This is a genomic window from Phyllobacterium sp. 01N428, assembly GCF_056399405.1.
Genome location: NZ_JBFTRH010000003.1, coordinates 1 through 25,826 on the forward strand (window position 1 = coordinate 1; position 25,826 = coordinate 25,826).

20 protein-coding genes are annotated in these 25,826 nt (G+C 59.1%); 6 read left to right on the plus strand and 14 right to left on the minus strand.

Translation table 11 applies throughout. The features are described from left to right. From AC1DNI_RS10070 to lexA, 3 genes are all read left to right on the plus strand, one after another. The coding region (locus tag AC1DNI_RS10070) for a DUF7507 domain-containing protein (RefSeq protein ID WP_477691795.1) at positions 1-2,775 on the plus strand (2,775 nt) is incomplete at its 5' end. Continuing rightward, a complete protein-coding gene (locus AC1DNI_RS10075) occupies positions 2,772-6,590 on the plus strand; it encodes a TonB-dependent receptor (RefSeq protein WP_477691796.1) in 3,819 nt (1,272 codons plus the stop codon). The genes AC1DNI_RS10070 and AC1DNI_RS10075, both read left to right, overlap by 4 nt. 168 nt (positions 6,591-6,758) lie before the next feature. Next, complete coding sequence (gene lexA / locus AC1DNI_RS10080) at positions 6,759-7,478, plus strand: transcriptional repressor LexA (protein ID WP_477691797.1); 720 nt, start codon at positions 6,759-6,761, stop codon at positions 7,476-7,478. Here the strand turns inward: lexA and AC1DNI_RS10085 are convergent. Both AC1DNI_RS10085 and AC1DNI_RS10090 read right to left on the minus strand, forming a co-directional pair. After that, positions 7,472-8,593 carry a ComEC/Rec2 family competence protein gene (locus AC1DNI_RS10085; protein ID WP_477691798.1) on the minus strand — a complete coding sequence of 374 codons (1,122 nt, stop codon included), beginning with the start codon at positions 8,591-8,593 and terminating at the stop codon, positions 7,472-7,474. The two genes, lexA and AC1DNI_RS10085, sit on opposite strands and share 7 nt — an antisense overlap. Then, on the minus strand, positions 8,524-9,774 hold the full coding sequence (locus AC1DNI_RS10090) for a ComEC/Rec2 family competence protein (protein ID WP_477691799.1): 1,251 nt from the start codon (positions 9,772-9,774) through the stop codon (positions 8,524-8,526). The genes AC1DNI_RS10085 and AC1DNI_RS10090 overlap by 70 nt, the downstream gene beginning before the upstream one ends. A 257-nt stretch (positions 9,775-10,031) precedes the next feature. On the opposite strand from AC1DNI_RS10090, the gene gltX reads away from it, so the two are divergent. The 3 genes from gltX to AC1DNI_RS10105 all read left to right on the plus strand — a co-directional run bounded on the left by gltX (position 10,032) and on the right by AC1DNI_RS10105 (position 13,356). Beyond that, positions 10,032-11,456 (plus strand): glutamate--tRNA ligase, encoded by a 1,425-nt coding sequence (gltX, locus tag AC1DNI_RS10095; RefSeq protein WP_477691800.1) that lies wholly within the window; start codon positions 10,032-10,034, stop codon positions 11,454-11,456. A gap of 148 nt (positions 11,457-11,604) precedes the next feature. Next, a complete protein-coding gene (gene gltA / locus AC1DNI_RS10100) occupies positions 11,605-12,897 on the plus strand; it encodes a citrate synthase (protein WP_027232616.1) in 1,293 nt (430 codons plus the stop codon). A gap of 108 nt (positions 12,898-13,005) precedes the next feature. Next, positions 13,006-13,356, plus strand: coding sequence for a P-loop NTPase family protein (locus AC1DNI_RS10105; protein ID WP_477691801.1), 351 nt, complete (start codon positions 13,006-13,008; stop codon positions 13,354-13,356). A 177-nt stretch (positions 13,357-13,533) separates the two neighbouring features. On the opposite strand, the gene lpxB is transcribed toward AC1DNI_RS10105, so the two are convergent. The 12 genes from lpxB to tsf all read right to left on the minus strand — a co-directional run bounded on the left by lpxB (position 13,534) and on the right by tsf (position 25,735). Next, a complete protein-coding gene (lpxB, locus tag AC1DNI_RS10110; protein WP_477691802.1) occupies positions 13,534-14,709 on the minus strand; it encodes a lipid-A-disaccharide synthase in 1,176 nt (391 codons plus the stop codon). After that, the gene (locus tag AC1DNI_RS10115; protein ID WP_477691803.1) at positions 14,699-15,586 is read right to left on the minus strand and encodes an LpxI family protein; all 888 of its coding nucleotides are present in this window, start codon (positions 15,584-15,586) and stop codon (positions 14,699-14,701) included. Before AC1DNI_RS10115 ends, lpxB begins: the two co-directional genes overlap by 11 nt. Beyond that, entirely contained in the window at positions 15,570-16,403 is an 834-nt protein-coding gene (gene lpxA, locus AC1DNI_RS10120) for an acyl-ACP--UDP-N-acetylglucosamine O-acyltransferase (RefSeq protein WP_477691804.1), read from the minus strand. The genes AC1DNI_RS10115 and lpxA overlap by 17 nt, the downstream gene beginning before the upstream one ends. Beyond that, the gene (gene fabZ, locus AC1DNI_RS10125) at positions 16,403-16,888 is read right to left on the minus strand and encodes a 3-hydroxyacyl-ACP dehydratase FabZ (RefSeq protein WP_091949539.1); all 486 of its coding nucleotides are present in this window, start codon (positions 16,886-16,888) and stop codon (positions 16,403-16,405) included. The genes lpxA and fabZ overlap by 1 nt, the downstream gene beginning before the upstream one ends. Further along, entirely contained in the window at positions 16,881-17,936 is a 1,056-nt protein-coding gene (lpxD, locus tag AC1DNI_RS10130; RefSeq protein ID WP_477691805.1) for a UDP-3-O-(3-hydroxymyristoyl)glucosamine N-acyltransferase, read from the minus strand. Before lpxD ends, fabZ begins: the two co-directional genes overlap by 8 nt. Positions 17,937-17,988: 52 nt before the next feature. Then, positions 17,989-20,364 carry an outer membrane protein assembly factor BamA gene (gene bamA, locus AC1DNI_RS10135; protein ID WP_027232610.1) on the minus strand — a complete coding sequence of 792 codons (2,376 nt, stop codon included), beginning with the start codon at positions 20,362-20,364 and terminating at the stop codon, positions 17,989-17,991. Positions 20,365-20,594: 230 nt separating this feature from the next. Beyond that, positions 20,595-21,725, minus strand: a complete 1,131-nt coding sequence (gene rseP / locus AC1DNI_RS10140) for an RIP metalloprotease RseP (protein ID WP_477691806.1) — start codon at positions 21,723-21,725, stop codon at positions 20,595-20,597. A gap of 69 nt (positions 21,726-21,794) precedes the next feature. Continuing rightward, the gene (locus AC1DNI_RS10145; RefSeq protein WP_477691807.1) at positions 21,795-22,622 is read right to left on the minus strand and encodes a phosphatidate cytidylyltransferase; all 828 of its coding nucleotides are present in this window, start codon (positions 22,620-22,622) and stop codon (positions 21,795-21,797) included. Further along, complete coding sequence (locus AC1DNI_RS10150) at positions 22,619-23,338, minus strand: isoprenyl transferase (RefSeq protein ID WP_027232607.1); 720 nt, start codon at positions 23,336-23,338, stop codon at positions 22,619-22,621. The genes AC1DNI_RS10145 and AC1DNI_RS10150 overlap by 4 nt, the downstream gene beginning before the upstream one ends. A 47-nt stretch (positions 23,339-23,385) precedes the next feature. Then, the gene (frr, locus tag AC1DNI_RS10155) at positions 23,386-23,946 is read right to left on the minus strand and encodes a ribosome recycling factor (protein WP_027232606.1); all 561 of its coding nucleotides are present in this window, start codon (positions 23,944-23,946) and stop codon (positions 23,386-23,388) included. A gap of 47 nt (positions 23,947-23,993) precedes the next feature. Continuing rightward, complete coding sequence (gene pyrH / locus AC1DNI_RS10160) at positions 23,994-24,713, minus strand: UMP kinase (RefSeq protein WP_027232605.1); 720 nt, start codon at positions 24,711-24,713, stop codon at positions 23,994-23,996. A gap of 98 nt (positions 24,714-24,811) precedes the next feature. Continuing rightward, positions 24,812-25,735, minus strand: a complete 924-nt coding sequence (gene tsf, locus AC1DNI_RS10165; RefSeq protein ID WP_477691808.1) for a translation elongation factor Ts — start codon at positions 25,733-25,735, stop codon at positions 24,812-24,814. Between the last annotated feature and the right edge of the window lie 91 nt (positions 25,736-25,826).

The window sequence follows — 25,826 nt, forward strand, 5'->3', positions numbered from 1 at the left end:
GTGCTCGAAAAGAAGGTCACATCGCTGTCGGGCAATACGGTCGGCTCCACCATTGCCTATAGCTTCACCGTCAAGAACACCGGCAATGTGACGCTGAAGAACATCAGGCTCACCGACAAGCTTGCCGATGCCGTGGTCAGCGGCGATGTCATTGCCGAGCTCGCCCCCGGGGCTTTCGACGACACGACCTTTACCGCGCTCTATACGCTGAAGCAGGCCGACATCGATGCCGGCAAGGTCGACAATGCCGCCACCGTCACCGCAACGCTGCCGTCGGGCGACGACATCAGCAGCGACGGCGCGGTGACGACGCCGATCACGGCAGCGCCGGGGCTCAGCCTCGAAAAGAAGACCGGACCGCCATCGGGCACAACCGCCGGCTCGACCATTGCCTATAGCTTCACCGTCAAGAACACCGGCAATGTGACGCTGAAGAACATCAGGCTCACCGACAAGCTTGCCGATGCCGTGGTCAGCGGCGAGGTCATTGCCGAGCTTGCGCCGGGGGCATTCGACGACAAAACCTTCACCGCGCTCTATACGCTGAAACAGGCCGATATCGATGCCGGCAAGGTTGAAAACACGGCGACAGCTTCCGGAACGCTGCCAGACGGCAAGGTCACGACAAGCAATGCCAGTAAGGTCACAACCACCTTCAGCCAGGGCGCGACGCTCGAACTCTTAAAGACCGCAAGCCTGCCAACCGGCAACGTTGCCGGGGCAACAATTGCCTACAGCTTCACCGTCAAGAACACCGGCAACGTCACTCTCACTGACGTCAAGCTCACTGAAGCGCTGTCCGGCATCGTGGTCAGCGGAAATCCCATCGCTTCGCTCGCACCGGGAGCGACCGATTCGACAACATTTACGGCGATCTACACGCTTACTCAGGCCGATATCGATGCCGGCAAGGTTAAAAACACGGCGACAGCCACCGGCACCATGCCCGATGGCAAGTTCGCGACAAGCAACGCCAGCACGGTCACGACCAATCTCGGCCAGGGCGCGACGCTCGAACTCTTAAAGACCGCAAGCCCGCCATCCAAAAATGCCGCCGGCGCAACGATCACCTATTTCTTCACCGTCAGGAACACCGGCAACGTCACGCTCAACAATATTTCGATCAGCGACGATCTGCCGAATGTCGTAGTCAGTGGCGGACCCCTCGCCTTGCTGGCGCCGGGGGCGGAAGACACAAGCACTTTCACGGCGCGCTACACGCTGACGCAAGCCGATATCGATGCCGGCGGGGTTGCCAACACAGCGACCGCCACAGCGAGGGTTACAGGATCGCCAACGACGGCGACTGTAACCAGCACGGCCAGCGAAGTGCGGACGCCCATCGAGCAGAACGCGACGATTGCGTTGGTCAAAACTGCCAAGCTCAACGATATCGATGGCAGTGGCCTATACGAGGCGGGCGAAACGATCAGCTATCGTTTCGAAGTTACCAATACCGGAAATGTCGTCGTCAACGACGTCATTCCCACCGATCAGGGTCCGACGTTCAACAAGCAGCCTGCCACCAACAAACTCAGCGCGGTTACGCCGGGGCCGACCGCCCTTGCCCCGAAACAGACGCAAGTGTTCGAGGCGACCTACACGCTGGCGCAGTCCGATATCGATGTGGCTGCAGGTATCGCGAACGGGATTGTCAACAAGGCAAAAGCCGAAGGCACCTATACGCGGCAACAAGCTCCAGAAAGCAATGCCGGGCGCGGCTTTGCCTACACCAATCCGGGGCAAGGCAAGATCACCGTCGTCGATTCGGCCGAGGCGACTGCAGTTCTCGAATTGCCAGCGGCCCAAGCGTCTTCCGTAACGATCACCAAACAGGCCGGACTGCGGCAGATACGCCGCGGCGAGAAGGCGCCGTTCACGATCAAGGTTACCAACAAGAACAACAGCAACGTCGCAGGATTGATGGTTCTTGACCGTCTCCCCGCAGGCTTCCGCTATGTCGACGGATCGGCGACGCTCGATGGCAAAGCCGTCGAACCGCGCATTGACGGTTCCAACTTGCGTTTTGACAATCTGACGCTTGGTCCGAAAGGCGACGCAGTCATCCGCCTGCAAATGCTGGCGCTGAGCACGGCCGGACCGGGCAAGCACGTCAACAAGGCGCAAGCGCTTGGTGCAAGCGGCAAAAGGCTCGCCCCCGAGGCGAGCGCTGCCGTCGAGATCATGGTCGAACCGGTCTTCGATTGCGGCGATCTCGTCGGCCGCGTGTTCGATGACCTTAACAGCGATGGCTACCCGAACGACGGCGAACCGGGCCTGCCCGGGGTGCGTATTGCAACCGTGCGCGGCTTGCTGGTGACCACCGACGAATTTGGCCGCTTCCACGTTGCCTGCGCTGATCTTCCGGATGCGCGTATCGGCTCCAATTTCATCATGAAGCTGGATACGCGCACCCTGCCTGCCGGCTACCACCTGACCACCGAGAACCCGCGGGTGATCCGTCTCACCGCCGGCAAGATGTCGAAGCTCAACTTCGGCGCGGCGCAAGGCCGCGTGGTGCGGCTCGATCTCAAGGACGAAGCCTTCGAACCTTCTCTCACGACGCTGAAGCCGCGATGGGACAAGGGCCTGGATGCGTTGATCGAGATGCTGATGCAGCAGGAGGCAACGCTGCGGATCAGTTACCCCACGCGTTCCGGCGACCTCGCCACCAAACGCATGCAAGCGATTGAGGACGCCATCGCCAAGCGATGGCAGGCCGCCGGAGGCCGGTATGAGCTCAACATCGAAACGCGGGTGGAGGCGGGTCAATGAGCCAAGACCGCTTTGAAGTGTCCACCCGGCCTCAAAATCACGCGGTTGCATGGCGCAAAGCGCGGTTGCTTATGGCGGGTTGTACCGTTCTCTTGGTGCATCTCACGACGTCCAGAGCCACAGCGCAGGAAGGAGCGGCGGCAGCGAAGCCGAGCGCCTGCATAGAGACCGATTGCGCTGCCGGGACAGTGCAAACCGCTCCAGTAGCCAAAGGCTCCCGCGTCACGGTGCCTGATGCCCGGTCCGCATTCGATAGTGCTGGGGACATTCCCTTTGCGATCAGCGTCGAGGGTGAGACGGTCGTCAAAAGCAATGAACCGCAGCCCGGGATCGGGCCCAAGGAGAGCAACGCACGAACCCACTCTGCAGTGCAGGCTGGATCTGACAGAGCCACGCCAAAACAAGGGCTCAACGCGGTCGATATCCAGGTCAAGTTCGATGGGCTGGACGCGCGCCCGGTACTCAATGTTTCGACGTCGCCGGTGCGCACAGCATATCGGACGGGCGAGCCGATCCGCTTCCTTGCGACCAGCAACTACCCTGCCTTCATCCAGCGTTCCGAAATTCGCGTCTTCGAGGATGACGAGCAGCTCACGGACAAGCCGGTCGCAGTCATTGCGATTCCGGTCAACGGCGAAGCCGGCTGGACCATGCCGGCAACCGAGAATGACGACCAGCGCTTCAAATACGTGCTGCGGGTCTATGATGCCGACAACCGCTATGACGAGACGTTGCCGCGCCCGCTTCGCCGCATGGATCGCGACCTGCCACGGGAAGAGGAGAATGCGGTCGCGCCGGGCATGACCGAGGATAATACCGGATCACGCGACATCCCGGTTCGTGGCGGTGCTGTCACCGTCTACGGCCGCAACGTTCCGGAAGGCTACAGGGTGCAGGCGCTCGACGATACGATTCCCGTCGATCGCGAACGTTCCTTCGTCATGCAGCGCATTTTGCCGCCCGGCGATCATGATGTGGACGTGACTGTCGTCGGCGCGAAGGGCAGCGCCCTCGACTTTCGCCGCCAGATCAACATCCCCAATAATGACTGGTTCTATGTGGCGCTGGCTGACCTCACCATCGGCAAGAATAGCGGCAGCAATCATATTGAGACCGTGCGGCCGGGCGAATATGACGACATTTATACGAAGGGTCGCCTCGCCTTTTACGTGAAAGGCAAGATCAAGGGCAAATATCTGCTGACCGCCTCGGCCGACACAGGAGAAGACAGTCTCGATCATATGTTCCGCGGACTCGATGCCAAGGATCCGCGGCAATTGCTGCGGCGGCTCGACCCGAACGACTATTACCCGATCTATGGTGACGATTCCACGGCGATCGACGACGCTCCCACCAAGGGCAAATTCTACGTGCGGCTCGAGCGCGGCGACAGCCAGGTCCTGTGGGGGAGCTATAAGGCGATCATCCAGGGTACGGAGTTCATGCGCTCGGACCGTGCACTCTACGGCGCGAGCTCGGCCTATCGCTCGGAGAAGACGACGCCGTTCGGCGAGCGCAACACCGAGGTGACGATCTATGCCGCGCAACCGGATACGCTGCCGCAACGCGACGAATTCCTCGGGACCGGCGGATCCGCCTATTTCATGCGCCGGCAGGACATAACGATCGGCTCCGAAACCGTGACGGTGGAAGTCCGCGATTCGACAACCGGACAGATCATAGAGCGGCGCACCTTGCGCTACGGCGAAGACTATTCGTTCGATTACCTGCAGGGCATGCTGATCCTGAAGCGGCCGCTTTCCTCTTCGACCGGGACGACGGGCCCGGTGCGCGAAGGCGCGCTTGGCGGCAACAAGGTCTATCTCGTTTCCCAATACGAATACACGCCCATCGCTGGCGACCTTGACGGCTATGCCTATGGCGGACGGGCGCAGCAGTGGTTGGACGACAAGGTCCGGGTCGGCGTCACCGGCATGAACGAAAATACGGGCCTCGCCAACCAGAAGGCCTATGGCGCCGACATCAAGGTCCGCCATTCCGATACGACCTTCATCGAAGGCGAAATATCGCGGTCCGATGGACCGGGCTTCGGCACGTCCCGCTCCACCGATGGCGGGTTGACCTTGAGCGACGTGCAGACGACGGGCACGCGGGGCCGTCTGGCGACGGCGTGGCGCACACGGGCACAGCTCGACCTGGAGGATATCAGCAAGAGTGGTATCAAGGGCACGCTCGGCGGATATTTCCAGGAAAAGGATGCGGGCTTTTCCACCCTTTCGGAACAGGTCGCTGCGGATCAGCGGATCTGGGGACTTTCGGCAGATATCGATATCAAGAAAGATCTGAGCCTCGACCTCACCTATGACGATTTCAAGGAAGGTGAAGCGACCGATGATTTCTACGATCAGGCCGTCGGCGGCAGGTCGAAGCGCAAGGGCGCTGCCGCGATCAGCAAGCAGCTGAACGAATACTGGAAGGCCTCGTTCGGCGTCACCTATCTCGAACTCAGCAATCCGCTGGCAACCGCTTCGAACAAGTCCGGCTATGACGGGTCGCGGCTCGATGCCGGCGCTCGTCTGGAATATGCACCCGATGCCGACCATACCTATTACGGTTTCGGCCAGGGAACTTTGTCGCGATCCGGCGACATCGAACGCGGCGACCGTCTGGGCGTCGGCGCCGAATATCAGATCACCGAAAAGATCGGGCTGAGCGGCGAAGTCTCCTATGGCGCGACCGGGCTGGGCGCCCTCGCCGCCGTCACCTATGAGCCGACAGCGGAGGATAGTTACTATCTCGGCTACCGCCTCGACCCGGATCGCGCCTTCGACCTTGACCGTAGCTACGATCTTGATGGGACTGATTATGGCGCGATCGTCATCGGTGCGCGGCGCAAGCTTGACGATTATTGGTCGACCTATGCTGAAAACAATTACGACCTTTTCGGCAGGCGCAATTCGCTCGCCCAAACCTACGGTGTCGTCTATACGCCCGATGCCAAATGGACGGTCGATGGCGGGCTCGAGATCGGCACAGTCGAAGACGATACGATCGATCCCTCCACAAATCTCGAACGTTCCGATTTCGACCGCAAGGCGATCTCCCTGTCGGTCGGCTACAAGGATGAGGATCGCATTGCCGCGCGCATTCGCGGTGAGACTCGTTTCGAAGATTCCGACGATGATACCCGCGATCTCAACACCTACCTCTTCGCAACGGGCTTCAGCTGGAAAACGAACGACAACTGGCGGCTGCTCGTCAATATCGATTCAGTTCTCTCAGACTCGAACGGTGATGGTTCGTTCAGGGATGGCGACTATGTCGAAGCCTCGCTTGGATATGCCTATCGTCCGATCACGAATGACCGGCTGAACGCCCTTTTCAAATACACCTGGCTTTACGATCTTCCGGGCGAGGATCAGGTCAGCGCGGTAACTGGCGACGAATACGGGCCAGCACAGCGCAGCAACATTCTTTCCGCCGATTTCACCTACGATCTCGTTCCCTGGCTGTCCGTCGGCGCGAAATATGGCTTCCGCTACGGCGAAGTGCGCGAGCGGCTTCAGGACGATCTCGACGCATTCTCCGATTGGCAGACTTCGTCGGCGCATCTCGGCATTGTTCGAACCGATTTTCACATCGTCAAGAAATGGGACGCCTTGCTTGAAGGGCGCGTCATGTACATGGCCGAAGCGGATACGACGGACCTTGGTGTGCTCACCGCCGTCTATCGCCACGTCGGCGATAACTTCAAGGTCGGCGTCGGCTACAATTTCGGCAATTTCTCGGACGATCTGCGCGATCTGACGCTCAACGACCGTGGTGTTTTCTTCAACCTCGTCGGCAAGTACTGACACATCGTCATTATTTGCGTCGCTGTGGTACCGGCGCGGGGTCATTTCCGCGATTTTCGATATCGGCGCACTCCTTCTACACGACATATTAATACTTGTGGAACACAACTGGAACAGATAGTGTTTGTTCTGGTTTTGTTTTTCCGATTCCGTTTCGAAGGATCGCCGATGCTCACGCGTAAACAACACGAACTTCTGCTCTTCATCCATGAGCGCCTGAAGGAAACCGGCATCCCTCCATCCTTTGACGAGATGAAGGATGCATTGGACCTTGCGTCCAAATCAGGCATACATCGGCTGATAACGGCGCTCGAGGAACGTGGATTCATTCGCCGGCTTGCTAACCGCGCGCGGGCGCTGGAAGTTCTGCGCTTGCCGGATTCGATTGCGCCTGGCCTCAATGCGCAAAAGAAATTTTCGCCAAGTGTGATCGAGGGAAGCCTCGGCCGCAACGTGGCCCCGCCCCGCCCGCAGCCGCGCGCTTCGGATGATGAGGGTGCGCCGACGATCATCAACATACCCGTCATGGGCCGGATCGCGGCTGGTGTGCCGATATCCGCCATCCAGAACCAGACCCATATGATCGGCCTGCCGCCGGACATGATCGGCAGCGGCGAGCACTACGCGCTGGAGGTCAAGGGCGATTCCATGATCGAGGCGGGCATCTTCGACGGCGATACGGTCGTCATCCGGCGCGGCGACACGGCCAATCCCGGTGAAATCGTGGTAGCGCTGGTCGATGACGAAGAGGCAACCTTGAAGCGCTTTCGGCGCAAGGGAGCGTCGATTGCCCTCGAGGCCGCCAATCCGGCCTATGAGACACGCATATTCGGGCCGGATCGGGTGCGCGTGCAGGGCAAGCTGGTCGGTTTGATCCGCCGTTACTGACGTATCGGATTTTCCTGATCGTCTGCCGGTGGCTTGGTCTTTGCAGCACGCCGTTGCGGTTTTTGCTCCGCAAGATTACGGGCGGTGCGGGAAAAGACCCGATAGGCATTCCATGGGCGCTCCGGAGAGCTTACGGCGTAGGTGGTTTTCGCAGACTGGAGGCGTGCCTGCAGTTGTTTTAAAGTAATTGTAGCCGCATCAAGGCCGGCGGGTGAATCGACCTTGCTATCGCCGAGCCTTATTTCTGCGGAACCGCGTAACGCCAACTCCTGCGCCGTAATTACAAGAAGTTCCCCCGGGTCGCAGGTTGCAGCGGGACCGGTGAAGGCAAGGACAACGATATCGCCCTCGGCACAAGCCGTTGATTTTTTGGTCGCATCATCCGTATAGGCGACAATCAGGCCGCCGGTTTCCCTCGCTAGGCAAACGCCGTCCACGCACTCAAACTGCCCGTCGGTCGGCGGTGCACCATTCTTTGCCGGCGTGAGCACTTGATTTGCGCCGTACCCCTGCTGCCAGTTATCGAGGGTGAAACGGCTTGCCGTGCCGCGGTTCACCGTCAGCGCGTCGTCGGGGGCGCTCAAGGCGACAAGCCTGCCCTCTTCGGCAATCACTATATCCGGCGGACGTGCCGAGAGGAGCGGTACTATCGCTAGGGCCATCACCGCGAATCCGACGAGCCGCAGCCGTGTTGTCAGCAACATAAGCAGGACCAGTCCCGCGGTCATCAAAAGCAGGCTCGTTTGCGGCATTGATCCCAAACTGCCGCTTGGCGAATGCGCGCTGACGATCTTCGCGATCGCAATGACCCATTCGATGCCGTGTTCCATGACCGCAAACGGCAGCCAATCGAGATCAAATGGCATCGCAAGAACAGCAAGCACCGCAAACGGCATCACAAAGATCGAGACAACGGGCAGCGCCAGCGCGTTGCCCACAAGCCCGAGCGGCGCTGTGTTGTTGAAATGGTAGGCGGCGAAGATCGAGCTCGCCGTCCCGGCAACCAACGACGTCATGGCGATGGCGCCGACATGGCTTGCCGCCATCATCGGCAAACGCAGAAGAAGTCCCTCGCCTTTCGTCCGGTTGACCTGTCCTTCCGGCGCGATCTCCATCCGTAATATGCGATGAGCGCGCCTGTCGCCGAATATGACATCTGGAAACTCGGCCCCAGAATTTCATGCGGCAGCAGCGCTATCGTTATCAAAGCGCCGATGGCGAGATTGCGCATGGAGATTGCCGCGCGATCGGCCATCATGGCAATGAGCATCACCGCCAGCATCACGAAACTGCGCTGCGCCGCGACATCGGCGCCGGACAGTAGAAGATAGAAGCCGGAACCGGCAAGGGCGACGAATGCCGCCAGTTTTTTCATCGGATAGCGGGCGGCAAATCCGGGAAAGAGGGCCATGCTGGCGCGAAGCGAGCCGACGATGATACCGGCGACCAGCGCCATGTGAAAACCGGAAATCGAAAGAATATGCGAAAGGCCGCTCAGTCGCATTGCATCGTTCGTCGCCTCGCTAATGCCGTCGCGCTGGCCGGTAATCAGCGAAGCCGCAATATCGCCCGGCTCCCCCTTGATACGGGAAAGCACGCGCTGGGTAAGTTGTTGGCGGATATTGGCCACCGTCTGCCAGGCTTGAGACGCAAGCGCCTCATCGGCCGGCACTGCGGCGAGTTGAGGTTTTCCGAGGAAAAAACCGTTGGCGCCTATGCCCTTATAGTAATTATTGAATGCAAAATCGTAATTGCCGGGCCGTACCGGACCTCGCTGCGGCCGCAGGTGGACGAGGCCCTGCAGTCCCGCTCCGATCTTCGTTCCAGCAGGCACTGATCGCGCCGACACGACAACCCGTTGCGGCGAATAGCGGAGCGTCGGCCGCTCGGTTGCAACAATATCGAGGGTGACGCGCCACCCGCCTCTTGCGTCTCGGGCCATGGTCACGACGCGCCCGGTCAAACGGGTGGTAATCTCCGACCCCAGCATCCTCGTATCCGCACGCATGGTTTCGAGCTTGCCGGCGACCATTCCCGCGACAACGGCAACCGCAAAGGCGAGCGCCAGTCTGGTCCTCGGACGGGCGTGTGCGAGCTGCATCAGCCCGACAAGCAGGGTCAGCCCGAACAAAATGGCGCTCAGTCTCGGCTCCGCAGATACGCCGAAATAGATGATGGCGCCGATGCCGCAACACACCGGGAGAAACAAAAACAGCGTGCCGCACTCGATCTCCTGGCTAAAAAGCGTCGGCGCTTTGATGAAGGCGCGCCTCGTCGCCGCCATGGCAATCGCCATGGGTCGCCTACCCGCAGAGAGTTCGGTCCCTCGGCCCAGAACGCCCGTTGCTGTGCCTGGATAGGTCACAACGGCGTTCTCAGTGTCGTGAGCACTGAAAAAGAATAGCCGCTCATCGATTTTTGATCTGGTCTGCGGCTCCTCCATTTGCCCCCAAGCACCAATACCCTTGCACCTCAGCGGTGCTATGCTACATGAACGCCAGATCAATTCGATTGGACGTTCGTCTGATAGTGCGACGCGTCCCTGGAGCTCCCATGTCGTCCCCTGTCGTTACACGTTTTGCCCCATCCCCTACCGGCTACCTCCACATTGGCGGTGCCCGCACGGCACTGTTCAACTGGCTCTATGCAAAGCATACGGGTGGCAAGATGCTGCTGCGGATCGAGGATACGGATCGCGAACGTTCGTCGGAGGCGGCGGTAACCGCCATCCTCGACGGTTTGACGTGGCTCGGCCTCGATTGGGATGGCGAGGCAGTGTCCCAATACGCCCGCGCCGGTCGCCACCGCGAGGTCGCCGAGGATCTCGTTACCAAGGGCAAAGCCTATTATTGCTACGCATCGCCGGCCGAACTTGAAGAAATGCGCGAGAAAGCCCGCGCCGAAGGCCGGCCGCCGCGTTATGACGGACGCTGGCGCGACCGCGATCCCAAGGAAGCACCTGAGGGCATCAAGCCGGTCATTCGGGTCAAGGCGCCGCAGGAAGGCGAAACTGTCGTGCACGATCAGGTGCAGGGGGACGTACGTTTCCCTAACAAGGATCTCGACGATTTCATCATCTTGCGCTCAGATGGTACGCCTACCTATATGCATGCAGTGGTCGTTGACGACCACGACATGGGCGTTACGCATATCATTCGCGGTGACGACCACCTGACCAACGCAGCGCGTCAGACCGTTATTTATAACGCCATGGGTTGGGATGTACCGGTTATGGGCCATATTCCACTCATTCACGGCGCGGATGGCGCCAAGCTTTCGAAACGCCACGGTGCGCTCGGGGTTGAGGCGTATCGCGCAATGGGCTACCTGCCCGCCGCACTGCGCAATTATCTCGTCCGCCTGGGCTGGAGCCACGGCGACGACGAGATCATGTCGGACGCACAGATGATCGAGTGGTTCGAGATATCAGACATTAATCGCGGTGCCTCCCGCTTCGATTTCCAGAAGCTCGAGGCAATTAACGGCCATTATATGCGCATCACGGACGATGCCGCGTTGGTCGATGCCATGATCGCTATCCTGCCCGAGATCGAGGGCGGCGAAGCAATTCTCGCCCGGCTCAACGATACGACGAGGCAGCAACTCGTGGCGGCCATGCCCGGCCTCAAGGAGCGCGCAAAGACGCTTGTCGAACTTGCCGACAGCGCGAAATATCTTTTCGTTGATCGTCCGCTGACGCTCGACGACAAGGCAGCGGCACTGCTGAATGACGAAGGTTTGGGCGTGCTGGCCGGCGTGTTGCCCGAGCTTGCTGCGGTCGATGACTGGACGGCGTCCGCGCTCGATGCCGCAGTGCGGGTCTATGCCGAAAAAACCGGGCTCAAACTCGGCAAAGTGGCACAGCCGCTGCGTGCCGCATTGACAGGAAGAGCAACGTCTCCGGGTGTTTTTGACGTACTTGAGGTGCTGGGAAGGGACGAATCCCTCGGCCGGATCAAGGACCAGGTAAAAGGATGAGAAGTGCGTCCTTCAGGCGAATTTTGCATTGCAACATCGCGCCGTTTGAGTACGGTGTCGTGCCTGAGGAATTCACGATCTACGGCCTCGCTTGAGGCAAGTGCTTTTGCGCTGGATCAGCGCAAGCTGAAGCAAGAAAGGAACGGCAATGTCTGAAAACAACGTCAACATCGATCTAAATGGTCACCAGTTCTCAATGCCCGTGCGCAAGGGGACCATTGGACCGGATGTCGTGGACATTGGGACACTCTACAAGAACACGGGCGCGTTTACCTATGATCCCGGTTTCACGTCCACGGCGTCCTGCGAGTCGCAGATAACCTATATCGACGGCGATGAAGGCATCCTGCTGCACCGCGGCTATCCTATCGAGCAACTGGCCGAGCATGGCGATTTTCTCGAAGCCTGCTATCTGCTGCTCTACGGCGAACTGCCGACGAAGAGCCAGAAGGCCGATTTCGATTACCGCGTAACGCATCACACGATGGTGCACGAGCAGATGTCGCGTTTCTTCAGTGGTTTCCGCCGCGACGCGCATCCCATGGCGGTCATGGTCGGCTGCGTCGGCGCGCTGTCCGCGTTCTACCACGACTCGACCGATATTTCCGATCCGCATCAGCGCATGGTCGCCTCGATCCGCATGATCGCCAAGATCCCGACCCTCGCTGCCATGGCCTACAAGTACCACATCGGCCAGCCATTCGTTTATCCGCGCAACAACCTCGATTTCGCGACCAACTTCCTGCACATGTGCTTTGCCGTGCCCTGTGAAGACTATGTGCCAAATCCAGTGCTTGCACGCGCGATGGACCGGATCTTCATTCTTCATGCGGATCATGAGCAAAACGCGTCGACGTCAACCGTGCGCCTCGCAGGCTCTTCCGGCGCAAACCCGTTTGCGTGTATCGCAGCAGGCATCGCCTGCCTGTGGGGTCCTGCCCATGGCGGCGCCAACGAAGCCGCACTCAACATGCTCGGCGAAATCGGCTCGGTCGACCGCATTCCGGAGTTTATCGCCCGCGCCAAGGACAAGAACGATCCGTTCCGCCTTATGGGATTTGGCCACCGGGTCTACAAGAACTACGATCCGCGCGCGAAGATCATGCAGCAGACCACCAAGGAAGTCCTTGGCGAACTCGGCATCAAGGACGATCCGCTGCTCGACGTTGCCATGGAGCTCGAGAAAATCGCGCTAACAGATGAATATTTCATCGAAAAGAAGCTTTATCCGAATGTCGACTTCTATTCGGGTATTACATTGAAGGCTCTCGGCTTCCCCACCACCATGTTCACCGTGCTTTTCGCCGTGGCACGTACGGTTGGCTGGATCGCCCAGTGGAAGGAGATGATCGAGGACCCGCACCAGAAGATCGGTCGTCCGCGCCAGCTATACACCGGTGCGACACAGCGCGACTATGTCAGCGTCGAGAATCGCAAGTAAGCTGCCTGCAGCCGTAATGAATAAAGGGGCGCCGTTTGGCGCCCTTTTTTGCTCCAACTACATTTTTTCATTCGTGTTTTGCAAAAGCTATTAATAAAGGTGCGCAGCATGAAGCGCGTATTGGTTGTTGGTTGTTCCGGTGCCGGTAAATCAACGGTGGCGAAGCAACTTGCGGAGATTACCGGACTTCCGCTGATCCACCTCGACCGCCACTATTGGTTGCCCGGATGGGAAGAGCCCAGCAGAGATGCCTGGAGGGTCATCGTAGAATCTCTGTCGGCTCAGCCGGAATGGATCATGGATGGGACTTACAGCGGCACGCTTCAGCAAAGGCTCGCTCGTGCCGACGATTATTCACCTGGATTATCCTACTTGGTGTTGCCTTTGGCGCGTCATTCTAAGAACGGCCCGTGGCTTAGGAGAAATCCGGGGCAACGAACTTGGGCCTGGATGTCCTGAGCGCTTCGATTGGCAGTTTCTGCGCTATGTCATTAGGTACAGAAGAGATCATCGCGAACGCGATCTCGCGCGAATGAGTGGATTTTCAGGTAAAGTTTACCGGTTTACGACGCCGTCAGCCCTTGCATCATTCGTTAAGCTTCAACGTGAACGTCTTTGCAGCGGCAAGCGTTCAGCTTAGCTGCGCTTTGCCAGCTCCAGCACTTTCTGCGCTGCGATTTCGCCGGACGGGCGTTCGGTCTGCATCAGACTGGAAATCTTGTCGAAACTTTCGAGCTGAGCGCTGCGGCGATGGCCGGGAACCAGCAATTGTTCGAGCTGGCGGGCCAGAGATCCAGCGCGAACGAACACGTTAAAGTATTCCGGCACGACCGGTGCATCTGCGATGATGTTCGGCAGAGCCGCGCTCCAGATGGTAATGCGCGGTGCCAGAAAGGTGCGCGCGAGCCAGTCCGGCCGGTAAGAGAGAACGGTCGGGATGCGGGCGAGCGCAAGCTCAAGCGACACGGTGCCGGACGCCGCAAGCGCGGCATCGGCGGCCGCAAAAGCATGCAGACGCTGTGCCTCGCCGACGACTATGTCCGGCTGGATTTTCCAGCCCGCTGTAAGCTCCCTGACCAGTGGCTCGATCTTCGGCAAAGTGGGCAGCGTCACCTTGATCCGATTGCCGCGTTTGGCGAGAAGTTCGATGGCTTCTCCAAACGGCTCCGCAAGGCTCGTTACCTCGGACCGGCGCGATCCCGGCAAGACAACGAGATTCTTTTCGGTGCGTTCGCCAAGCTGCGCTTCGCGCGAGCGGTTCTGCCGGGCAGCTTCAAGAAGCGGCGCGTGCGAAACGAGCCGATGGCCGACATAGGTCGCAGGCGGACCGTCAAGATCCTTCAAGGCCTCCACTTCGAAAGGCAGGATTGCAAGCACATGGTCGATATAGGATCGCATCGCCTTGGCCCGCTCCGGCCGCCAGGCCCAGACCGAGGGGCTTATGTAGTCGACGATAGGGATCGAAGGGTCGGCCGCCCTCACCTTGCGCGCTACGCGATGCGTGAAGTCGGGGCTGTCGATGATCACCAGGCAATCGGGTTTGGCGGCGACAATCGCATTGGCAAGTTGAGATATGCGCCGGATGAGTTGCGGCAGCTTCTTGACGATGGCACTCAGGCCCACAAGGGCGATTTCATGCTGATCGAACAGGCTGTCGAGACCAAGTGCGGCAAGATGCTCGCCGCCAACGCCTGTCAGCGTCACGGCGCCGGGGAAGCTGCGACGCAGTGCCTCGACGAGATCGGCACCGAGCAGATCACCGGATTCCTCGCCCGTTACGATCGCGAGGCGCAGCGGTTTTTCAGCTGCCATCGGTGCGCGTCTCCTGGACAAAGGTCTCGACGAACAGGCCGGCCTCATTGGCGGCCTTTATCGTTTCCTCGTAGCCGAGGATCAATGTACGCCCGCTCTCGATGGCGATGCCTTTGAGGCCGGCCTTTGCGGCATTCTCAATGGTGCTGATGCCGATCGCCGGAAGATCCACCCGCACCTCCTGCTGCGGTTTGGCGCATTTGACGAGCACGCCGCCCGTGCTGTGTATGCGTTTCGCCAGACGCAACTCAGCGACGCGCTGCAGCATTGCGTCGGTTCCTTCGACCCCCTCGAGCGCAACTACGCGGCCACCCACCGCAACTGCCCCCTGGCCGATATCGAGCGCGCCGATGGCAGCAGCAGCCCGCCGAGCGGCCTGCATATTGGCGATGCTGTCCTGATCCGGCTGTTTGCGCGTAAGCGTCGATGGCTCAGGCGTTAGAATGTCAGGGACGATCTCATGGGCGCCCACAACCCGAAATCCATAGGATTCGATGGTTGCGATAACGGCGCGCAGAAGCCCGTCATCACCAAGCCGGAACGCGCGCAGGAAGCGGTAGAGGGCCACAAGATTGCCGTTGCCGGGGCGCAAGGCGTGGCGAAACTCCGGGCGGTGACGAACGCCGCCCGCCAGTACCACATTCGTGATGCCTTCGGCCTTCAGGATCCTGACGAGCCCACCGAGTTCGACGATTGAAATCTCGGCGTGTTTTCCCTGATAGATCGAAGGCTCCGCCTCGCCCTTGATGGCGATCATCAACGGATCGGCGCCCTGCTTTCGCAGGCTCTCGGCCACGGCCAGAGGGAGTTGGCCATTGCCAGCGACGATGGCTGTCCGGCCTGAAATCGCGGGAGGCGCTTTAGCTGTTGTCGTCACTGTCACTGATCTCGATAGCGGAATCGAGCGGCGGCGTGCAGTAAGCGCGCTTGGTATCAGTGGTGATGAAGTCGATCAGGTCCGCGACAGCCGGCGAATCCGGATAGGCAGCGCGAACGTCGTCTGCCCTCGCCCTGATCGACTTCGTACGATCGAATAGCATGCGCACGGCGTGACGGAGCTTGTGAATCTCCGGACGGGCCATGCCAGACCGCTTCATGCCAATGATGTTCAGTCCACCAAGATAGGCGTGGTTGCCTATTGCCATTCCATAGGGCACGAGATCGCTCGCCAGCGCCGCAAGCCCGCCGATGAAGGCATGGTGGCCAACGCGCACAAACTGATGAATCCCCGCGCCGCCGCCGATAATCACATTATTGCCGATGGTGACATGGCCGCCGATCATGACATTGTTGGAAAAAGTCACGTTGTCGCCGATGATGCAATCATGCGCGACATGTGCATAGGCCAGGAACATGCAGTCATCGCCGACCGTAGTTATGCCGCGGCTTCCGTCCGTGCCGCGGTGCATGGTGACGCCTTCGCGGATGACGCAGTTCCTGCCGATGACGAGGGTTGTGCGCCCACCCTTATGCTTGGTGTTCTGCGGCTCGCCGCCGAGTACGGCGTTCGGATAGACCTTCGCGCCATTCCCCAGCGTCGTCGGGCCCATGATGACCACGTGGCTCAGGAGTTCAACATCATCGCCGATAACGGCATCGGGACCCACATGGCAGAACGGGCCGATCGAAACCCTCTCACCAATGACTGCGCCCGGCTCGATGATCGAGGTCGGGTGAATAATGGACAAGGACATCAGGCGCCGGTCTCATCTTCATCAGGGAAACTGACCATGGCGGCGACTTCGGCTTCCGCCACCTTGAAACCGTCAACCTCGGCGATGCATCCATATTTATGGATGTTGCCCCGCTGCTTGAGCTTGGTGACGCGCAGTTTCAACTGGTCTCCCGGAACGACCGGTTTTCTGAACTTGGCATTGTCGATGGTCATGAAGAAGACCTTGCCTGGCTTGCCGCTGCCATTATGGAATAGCACGATTGCGCCGGCTGTCTGCGCCATGGCTTCGATGATCAAAACACCAGGCATGATCGGCAGTTCAGGAAAGTGTCCGGCAAAATGTGGTTCGTTGATCGACACATTCTTGATACCGGTGGCCGAAACGTCGCGATCGATATCTACAATGCGATCGATCAGCAGAAATGGATAACGATGCGGCAGGTTCGCAAGAACCTTCTGGATGTCGGCAATACCGAGACTGTCCACCTTCACATTGTCACTCATCTGAACCGCTCTCCTTCTTGGTCCTCGTCATCGCACGAACGCTGGCGATTTCACGAAACCACTGCTTGAATGGCTGGGCGGGCGCGCCGGCCCATCTCTCGCCATCCGGAATATCATTCATCACGCCGCTCGCCGCCGCAATCTCGACGCGCGATCCAATATTGACGTGATCAGCAATGCCGACGCTTCCTCCAAGCCTCGTCATATCGCCGAGTTCAACGCTGCCGGAAATGCCACACTGTGCGGCTATAACACAATGACGGCCGATGCGTACATTGTGGGCAATCTGCACCAGATTGTCGATTTTAGTGCCTTCGCCGATGACCGTATCCGCCAGTGCCCCCCGGTCGACCGTGGTATTCGCGCCAATCTCCACATTGTCCTGGATAATGACACGGCCAAGCTGCGGCATTTTTTCCAGCCCTGCCCTGCCAGCGACATAGCCGAAGCCATCCTGTCCGATACGCACGCCAGGATGCAGCAGCACGCGATTGCCAAGAAACGCATATTGTATGGAAGAATTTGGTGCCACGTAGCAATCGCGGCCGATCTTGCAGCCATTGCCGATAACCACGTTTGCCGCAATCACCGTGCCCGACCCGATCGATACATTACTGCCGATAATCGCGCCGGGCTCGATCGTTACATTGTCTTCGATTTCAGCGGACGGATCGACGATTGCATGCTCGGAGATACCTGTCTGGCCACTCCACAAATGCGCTGTGACGGCATTCGGGTACAGCGCACGGCCAATCGCAGCGAAATCCTGTTGGGGATGCCGCGTCACAATGACAGCCACGTTCTTCGGGACACTTGCCTTGATTTCATCGGTGCAGAGGATGCCCGCCGCCTTCAATCCCGCGAGATTGTGCGCATGTTTCTTACTTTCGACGAAAACAAGCGCATCAGGCCCCGATTCCGTGATGGAAGCCAAACGCTTCACAAGGCGATTGGCTAATGAGCCATCCACAAGTACGCCATTGGTCAGACCAGCGATCTGACCAATAGTCACATTCTTGAGTGGCTCATAAAAAATCGGATCGGCCATCGACTAACTTTCTCCCCCGGGGAAGTTTGTCCCCCGGGAGGTCAGCAATCTATCAGAATTTGCTCGACATGCCGAAGTTGAAGTTCTGCTCCTGATCGCCGTCAACCTTCTTGACCGGGACCGCATAGTCGAAGCGCAGCGGGCCGAAGGGCGAGGCCCACATGATGCTGGCGCCAAGCGATGCGCGCCATTCGGAACCAGTCGTGCCCTGCGCTTCCGGAAGGTCGTTACCATAGAGCGTTGCCGCATCCGCGAAGACCGCGCCACGGATGCCGAGGCTTTCCGGTATCACGGGCATCGGGAACTGAGCTTCCGCCGAGGCATTGAAGTAAGTTGTGCCGCCGAGGAAGCTGCCCTTAGAATCGGTAACGGTGGTATCGCGAGGACCGATACCGGCATATTTGAAGCCGCGGATCATTTCCGAATTGTTCTTGAACAAGTCGAACACGCGAAGATCTTCGTCGCCGAAGCCGGCAATATAGCCAGCACCGACACCGAGGAGACCGACAATGTCCATCTCGTCAGACAAGGTCTTGTAGTACTGGCCCTTGAAGGTCGACTTCAAGAAGTTCGCGTCGCCGCCGAGACCAGCATATTCCTGGTTGAACTTCGCATAGATACCGTCATGCGGGTTCTTGGTGTCGTCGATGGTGTTGTAAGTCAACGACCAGCTCACGGACGACTTGATCCACGGGCTCTCTTCAGCCGCATCGATGAACGCCTGCGAGATTTCGGTCGGATCCGGGATGTTCGTGCCCGGGATCATCGCTTCGTCGTCGATCGTGTATTCTTCGCGCGACAGGTTATAGGCAACGCCTGCAACCAGTGCCTCCGAGATCGGCAGACCAAAACGTATCGTGCCACCGGTCACATCGGTTTCATACTTGTCGCTGACGCCGGACTGGCGCTTGTAGATGTCGAAACCCGCTGCAATGCGCTGACCGAGGAAGTAGGGCTCGGTGAATGACAGCGAGTAGGAACGGTTGTTGTCGAGACCGGCACCTGCCGCAATGCGGATATACTGGCCGCGGCCAAGGAAGTTGCGCTCGGTGATCGAGCCTTCCACCGTCGGGCCAGGATTTTCGCCACCGGTCGTATAACCACCACCGATCGAGAATTCACCGGTTGATTTCTCGACGACGTCCACGACAAGGATCACCTGATCCGGCTGCGAACCGGGAGCGGTCGAAATGTTGACGGTGGTGAAGAAATCAAGGGCTTCGAGCCGGCGCTTGGCGCGCTGGATGAGAACCTGATTGAAGGCATCGCCTTCGCTGACATCGAATTCGCGGCGAATGACGAAGTCACGCGTCTTTTCGTTGCCGCGAATTTCGATGCGCTCGACATAGGCGCGCGGGCCCTGATCGATGGCATAGGTAACCGAAATCGTGTGATTCTCGAAGTTGCGGTCGCCGCGCGGCTCAACCTTGGCGAAGGCGTAGCCCTGACCGGCAACGCGCTCCGAAACCTTGATGATCGAATCTTCGACGTCCTTGGCGCTGTAGGTATCGCCTTCGCGCGTCTTTACGAGACCATTGAGCTGCGAGGTATCGACACCTTCAACGGAGCTTTCGATCTGGATCGGGCCGAATGTGTACTTCTCACCCTCTTCAACCGTGATGGTGATGGTATAATCGTTCGTCGCCGGATCAAGATCGGCAGTCGAGGAAACGACGCGGAAATCCGCATAGCCGCGGTTGTAGTAGAAGCGGCGCAGCGCTTCTTCGTCAGCGCGCAGGCGGTCTTCACTATAGACGTCGTTGCGGGTCAGCCAGGACAGCGGATTGGAACGCTTGGTCGAGATCACGTCGCTGAGGCGACGGTCGCCGAATGCCTGGTTACCGACAAAATTGATTGCAGTGATCTTGGTGCGATCGCCTTCGTTGATCTCGAAAACGACGTTAACACGTCCTTCGCCGAGATCCATCGTGCGGGCGTTGACGGTCGCGTCGCTGCGGCCGACATTGCGATAGGCAGCGCGTACGGCTTCCACATCAGCATCAAGCGTTGCCTGATCGAACGAAGCGCGCGGCTTCAACTGAACGGCATTCTGCAGCTGCGGGTCCTTGATCTTCTTATTGCCCTGGAAGATCACCTGGTTGACAACCTGATGCTCGGACACCTGAACGATAAGCGCGCCGCCTGCCTGGCTGATGCGCACATCGCTGAACAGGCCGGTCGCAAACAGACGCTTGGTGGCCTCATCGATATCGGCATTGGTGAAAGGCTTGCCTGGGGTAATGCCGAGATTGTCGCGCACCGTCTGGGCGTCGACACGAGCATTACCACGCACTTCAATGCGGCTAACTGTTGCTGCCTGCGCGACTGTTACGCCTGCAACCGTGGTCACGATTGCACCAGAACTTACCAGCGCCGCTGATATGGCGAGCGCCGACGCTGCACCAACAAATCTTGAACTTGCCGCCATAGGCCTTATGAACCTTCGTTTTCTCGTTGTCCCCGGGCGAGATCCCGGACTAAGCACTTACTCGCACACCGTCATAACCGGTTTTTACATACACGCAAGGCTTACGGTTAAAATCTGTTTACTTCACGCGAAAGCGTGGCATCCCTGCCACGCCAATAAGGGCTTATAGTAAACAGATCATGTCCATTTGCCAGCCCAAGCCTCTAATTTTCATCAATGTTTAATCTTTGTCACCGGCAGGCGAAGAGATCGTTGAAGATGACGAATCCCATGAAACCAAGCACGAGAAAGAAGCCAAAGCGGAAGAACAGCTCCTGCACGGCCGGTTTGACGGGCCTGCCGATGACTGCCTCGGCGGCGTAGAAGACGAGATGCCCGCCATCGAGCGGCGGCAACGGGAAAAGATTGAGGAGGCCAATTCCGATCGACAGCATCGCTGTCAGCTGTATAAGCCAGTCCACTCCCTGGCTTGCCGCCTGCCCCGCCATTGTCGCGATCTTCACGGGGCCACCGAGCTGGCATTTATCCTCGCGTCCGGCGAAGAATCGTCCGAAGAACTGCCCGGTGCGGGCCATGATGAAGCCGCTTTCCCGCACGGCCTGCACGACTGATTCGACCGGGCCGTACTCAATGCGCCGGAAGTTGCCGAGTTCCTGGTTGTTGACGACGCCGATCACTGCGATTTTGACAGTGTTCCCAAGCGGGTCCTTTTGTTCAGTCAATTCCGGCGTCGCCGTCAGCTTGACGTCCTGTCCGTTGCGTTCGACGACGAAGTTCAGCGAATCGCCGCCGCGCGAGGAAACGATGCGCTGAACATCGGCAAAGGTTTCAACCTTGTCGCCGTCGACGCTGACAAACCGGTCGCCAGGCTGAAATCCTGCAATGGCTGCCGGACCTCCCGGTCGCACTTCCGCAACCATCGGATCGGCTACCATCTTGCCGTAGAGGGCAAAGAAGACGGAGAAAATCGCAATGGTGAGCAGGATATTGAACGCCGGTCCGGCAAAGACAGTCGCAGCACGCTTCCATACGGGCTGCGTATGAAAGGAAACGGCGCGCTCCTCGGCGCTCATTGCAGCGGCAGGCGCAGCGAGCGAACTCGTTACTCCTTCGTCGCCGGCGAATTTCACATAACCGCCGAGAGGAATGGCGCAGAGTTTCCAGCGCGTTCCCTTGCGGTCGTTGAATCCGATGAGTTCCGGTCCGAAGCCGACAGAGAAAGCCTTGACGCCGATTCCGCACCAACGACCGACCAGATAGTGCCCCATTTCATGGACGAAGACGACGACAGTCAAAACTATCAGGAATGGCAGGATGGTGCCGATTAGTATGCTTTGTGTGCCAAAAAGGGTGTGCAGCATGTCCGTCTATGTATCCTCCGGGCTGCAACACATTGGCACGGCCCGTATCGGGCCTCAAAGCTCAGCCGTCTAGAAAAGTATGTCGTATGGCGTTTCCGGCGACACCAGAACTGCACCGATGACGTATAGTAATGCTGCCGCAGCGACAAGCCCGTCGACCCGGTCCATCACGCCACCGTGACCGGGTATGAGGCGGCTCGAATCCTTGACGCCGAACTTTCGCTTCATCCACGATTCCCCAAGATCGCCGATCTGGGCGACCACGGACAGGAGCAGTGCGATGAGCGGAATTGGCACGCCGCCGGCAGGACCGATGAATGCCGCGCAGGCAACGCCGGCGGCGACACCGGCAGCCGCACCGCCGATGGCACCCGCCCAGGTCTTGTTGGGTGAAAACCGCGGGGCAAGTTTGGGACCGCCGAGCGCCTTGCCGTTGAAATAGGCAAATATGTCGGTCGCCCAGACCACCGCAAACAGGAAAAGAATGGCGGCAAAGCCATCGCCCGTATCGCCGCGCAGCAAGGTAAGCGCAATGCAAGGCAGCCCCGCATAGAGGAGCCCCGCCGCCGGCCAGTAGCCGGTCTCCCGTCGACCGACCGCGGCGATGATGAAGGCACCGCCGAACAGGATGGCCATCATCACGAACGCATCCTGGGCAAAAAGCAGCACGACCACGAGCAGCAGGAGGCAACCCCATGCCAGCCCCCGCGTCAAAGGAGTGGAGCGGTTCGTGATGATGAGCTGCCATTCATAGAAAACGCTGATGCCGATTGCCGAGGCCAGGAGACCGAAGGCGAATCCGCCCATCCAGGTCATCGCCACGGCAATGACGATCAGGACAATCGCGCTTATGATGCGTTTTTGCAGATTGGAAAGGCCGCTTCCGAAGAAGGTCACAGAGCGATGTCCTGGGCTGTCACGCCGCCAAAGCGCCGTTCGCGCATCTGGAATGTCTCAATCGCCTCGGCGAGATTCGACGGGCGGAAATCCGGCCAATAGCAGGGAAGGAAGACGAACTCGGAATAAGCGGCCTGCCAGAGCAGAAAATTCGAAAGGCGCATTTCGCCGCTCGTGCGGATAATCACGTCGGGATCCGGGATGCCGGCCGTATCCAGGCGCGCTGTGATCGCCTCCGGCGTTACCGCATCGGCGGCAAGAACCCCGGCAGAGACGTCGGCAACCAACCGTTGAACCGCACGGGCAATCTCGTTGCGCGAACCATAATTAAAGGCGATGACGAGCGTGAGACCGGTATTTGCGTCAGTCAGCGTCTCGGCTTCCGTCAGGAGAGCGCGAATGTCTTTCCCCAGCCCTTCGCGTTCACCGATGATGCGCACCCGGACGTTCTCACGGTGCAGATCGGCCAGATCGCGCCTGATGAAGAGCTTCAGCAAGCCCATCAGGTCGGAAACCTCGGAACGCGGACGCGACCAATTTTCCGACGAGAAGGCAAACAGCGTCATGAACGGGATGCCCATCTTGCCGGCAGCCCGGATGGTTTCACGCAGCGTCTCGACGCCAGCCTTGTGGCCTGCCGTACGGGGCAGACCCCTCGCCTTTGCCCAACGGCCATTTCCATCCATGATGATGGCAATGTGGCGTGGGATGGACATAGGCATTGACCTCCAGTTAGCGGATCGAGCACATCTCTTGCGAGATATTAGACCTGCATGATTTCCGCTTCTTTGGCTGCAACGACCTTATCCATTTCTGCGATGGTCTCGTCGGTCAGCTTCTGGACTTTTTCGGACAGGACGCGATTGTCGTCCTGGCTGATCGCCCCATCCTTTTCGAGCTTCTTCAACTCGTCCATGCCGTCGCGGCGGACGTGGCGCGCTGCAACCTTGGAATGCTCGACATACTGATGGGCGATCTTGACCAGTTCCTTGCGGCGCTGCTCATTGAGCTCGGGCAGTGGAATACGAAGATTGTTGCCGTCGGTAATCGGATTGAGACCGAGCCCTGCATCGCGAATTGCGCGCTCCACCTTGCCGACCATGGATTTGTCCCACACCGACACCGACAACATGCGCGATTCCGGTACCGTGATGTTGGCGACCTGGTTCAGCGGCATCATCGAGCCATAGGCATCGACGGTGATCGGTTCGAGAAGACTTGCGGAGGCACGACCGGTGCGCAGACCGTTAAGATCATGCCTCAATGCCTGGATGGCTCCGTCCATGCGGCGTTTCAGGTCATTTAGATCGAGTGCGTCACTCATAGTCACTGCTCCTTATTCTCGGCGAAAGGCCCGGCAGATACGATCAACTAGTCCGATACGACGGTTGCGCGTCCTCTACCCTGCAGGATTTCCGCAAATCCACCCTTCTCGTGGATTGAATAGACGATTATTGGGATATTGTTCTCGCGTGCAAGAGCAACAGCAGTGGTATCCATCACTGCAAGGCCGCGATCAAGCACATCTTTGTGGGTAAGGTGGTCAAACCGAACCGCGTGCGGATCCTTCTTCGGATCGGCGGAGTAAATTCCATCGACTTGGGTGCCCTTGAACAAGGCATCGGCGCCGATTTCCGCTGCACGGAGCGCCGCGGCCGAATCCGTGGTGAAAAAGGGATTGCCCGTGCCGCCGGCAAAAATCACGACTTTCCCCATGTCCATATAGGCCGTGGCCTGACGTTGGGAAAAGGTCTCGCACAGTTCTGGCATTGCCACCGCCGATAGAACCACGGTATCGATCCCAAGCTTCGCCAGGGACGTGCGCAATGCGAGCGAGTTGATGACAGTTGCCAGCATGCCCATGTGGTCGCCAGTAACGCGGTCGCCTCCCTTTGAGGCAACAGCCACGCCGCGGAAGATATTGCCGCCGCCGATGACGACGCCGACCTGCACGCCGAGTGCGCGCGCTTCGGCAATGTCGCTGGCAATGCGATCGGCCACTGCCACATCAATTCCAAACCCCTGGTCCCCCATCAGAGCTTCCCCGGAGGCCTTCAGCAGAACGCGTTTGTAGACAGCCGTGCCAGCCATGGGACCTCCTTGGAGTTGTTGCAAGTTTTTAGCAGAGTTCGGATACACGAAGGGCATCGCGTTGTCACGCGATGCCCTTTGAATTCAGTTGCGTAAGATTACTTCTTCACAGCTGCGGCGACTTCTGCTGCGAAGTCGCTTTCTTCCTTCTCAATGCCTTCGCCAAGAGCGAAACGGACAAAGGCCGTGATCTTGGCCGGAGCGCCGATCGACTTCTCGGCTTCCTTGAGCGCCGCCTCGACCGTCAGGTCCGGATTGATGACGAAAGCCTGCGAGAGAAGCACGACTTCCTCGTAGAACTTGCGCATACGGCCGTCGACCATCTTCTCGACGATGTTTTCCGGCTTGCCCGACTGGCGGGCCTGATCGGCGAAGATCGCCTTTTCGCGTTCGACGGCAACCGGGTCGACTTCCGATGCGGTCAGGGCGAGCGGGTTGGTAGCGGCAACATGCATGGCGACCTGGCGGCCGAATGCCTGTGCTGCTTCCACATTGCCGGCCGTCTCGATGGCAACGAGAACGCCGAGCTTGCCCAGACCGTCGGAGACGGCGTTGTGAATGTAGGTCGCTACGACGCCCTGGCTGACGCTCAGAGCAGCGGAACGGCGGAACGAAAGGTTCTCGCCGATAGTGCCGACGGCGTCCTTGATCGAGTCGACGACCGACTTGCCGGTCGGGGGATAGGTCGCGGCGCCAACAGCGGCGGTCGTACCGTCGGTCGTCAGCGCTACGTTTGCGACGTTGCGGACGATATCCTGGAAAGCGTCGTTGCGGGCAACGAAGTCGGTTTCCGAATTGACTTCGACAACAACCGACTTGGCGCCGTTCGAAGCCACGCCAACGAGGCCTTCGGCGGCCGTGCGGCCGGCCTTCTTGTCGGCCTTCGAGATGCCCTTCTTGCGCAGCCAGTCAACGGCAGCTTCCATGTCGCCATTGGTTTCGGCAAGGGCTGCCTTGCAGTCCATCATGCCGGCGCCGGTGAGTTCGCGGAGTTCTTTTACCTGTGATGCAGAAATGCTCATTAGATCGCCTCTTCTCAAAGCGAAGGCACACTGGTGAAACCAGCATGCCAACTTTGCGGCGCGTCATGCGCCAATCGAATCATTTTTAATC

Excerpts from the sequence above, each read along its gene's own strand:
- AC1DNI_RS10075 (WP_477691796.1), top strand. The coding sequence starts at position 2,772 with ATGAGCCAAGACCGCTTTGAAGTGTCCACCCGGCCTCAAAATCACGCG.
- lexA (WP_477691797.1), top strand. The coding sequence starts at position 6,759 with ATGCTCACGCGTAAACAACACGAACTTCTGCTCTTCATCCATGAGCGC.
- AC1DNI_RS10085 (WP_477691798.1), bottom strand. The coding sequence starts at position 8,593 with ATGGAGATCGCGCCGGAAGGACAGGTCAACCGGACGAAAGGCGAGGGA.
- AC1DNI_RS10090 (WP_477691799.1), bottom strand. The coding sequence starts at position 9,774 with ATGGCGATTGCCATGGCGGCGACGAGGCGCGCCTTCATCAAAGCGCCG.
- gltX (WP_477691800.1), top strand. The coding sequence starts at position 10,032 with ATGTCGTCCCCTGTCGTTACACGTTTTGCCCCATCCCCTACCGGCTAC.
- gltA (WP_027232616.1), top strand. The coding sequence starts at position 11,605 with ATGTCTGAAAACAACGTCAACATCGATCTAAATGGTCACCAGTTCTCA.
- AC1DNI_RS10105 (WP_477691801.1), top strand. The coding sequence starts at position 13,006 with ATGAAGCGCGTATTGGTTGTTGGTTGTTCCGGTGCCGGTAAATCAACG.
- lpxB (WP_477691802.1), bottom strand. The coding sequence starts at position 14,709 with ATGGCAGCTGAAAAACCGCTGCGCCTCGCGATCGTAACGGGCGAGGAA.
- lpxA (WP_477691804.1), bottom strand. The coding sequence starts at position 16,403 with ATGTCCTTGTCCATTATTCACCCGACCTCGATCATCGAGCCGGGCGCA.
- fabZ (WP_091949539.1), bottom strand. The coding sequence starts at position 16,888 with ATGAGTGACAATGTGAAGGTGGACAGTCTCGGTATTGCCGACATCCAG.
- lpxD (WP_477691805.1), bottom strand. The coding sequence starts at position 17,936 with ATGGCCGATCCGATTTTTTATGAGCCACTCAAGAATGTGACTATTGGT.
- bamA (WP_027232610.1), bottom strand. The coding sequence starts at position 20,364 with ATGGCGGCAAGTTCAAGATTTGTTGGTGCAGCGTCGGCGCTCGCCATA.
- rseP (WP_477691806.1), bottom strand. The coding sequence starts at position 21,725 with ATGCTGCACACCCTTTTTGGCACACAAAGCATACTAATCGGCACCATC.
- AC1DNI_RS10150 (WP_027232607.1), bottom strand. The coding sequence starts at position 23,338 with ATGTCCATCCCACGCCACATTGCCATCATCATGGATGGAAATGGCCGT.
- frr (WP_027232606.1), bottom strand. The coding sequence starts at position 23,946 with ATGAGTGACGCACTCGATCTAAATGACCTGAAACGCCGCATGGACGGA.
- pyrH (WP_027232605.1), bottom strand. The coding sequence starts at position 24,713 with ATGGCTGGCACGGCTGTCTACAAACGCGTTCTGCTGAAGGCCTCCGGG.
- tsf (WP_477691808.1), bottom strand. The coding sequence starts at position 25,735 with ATGAGCATTTCTGCATCACAGGTAAAAGAACTCCGCGAACTCACCGGC.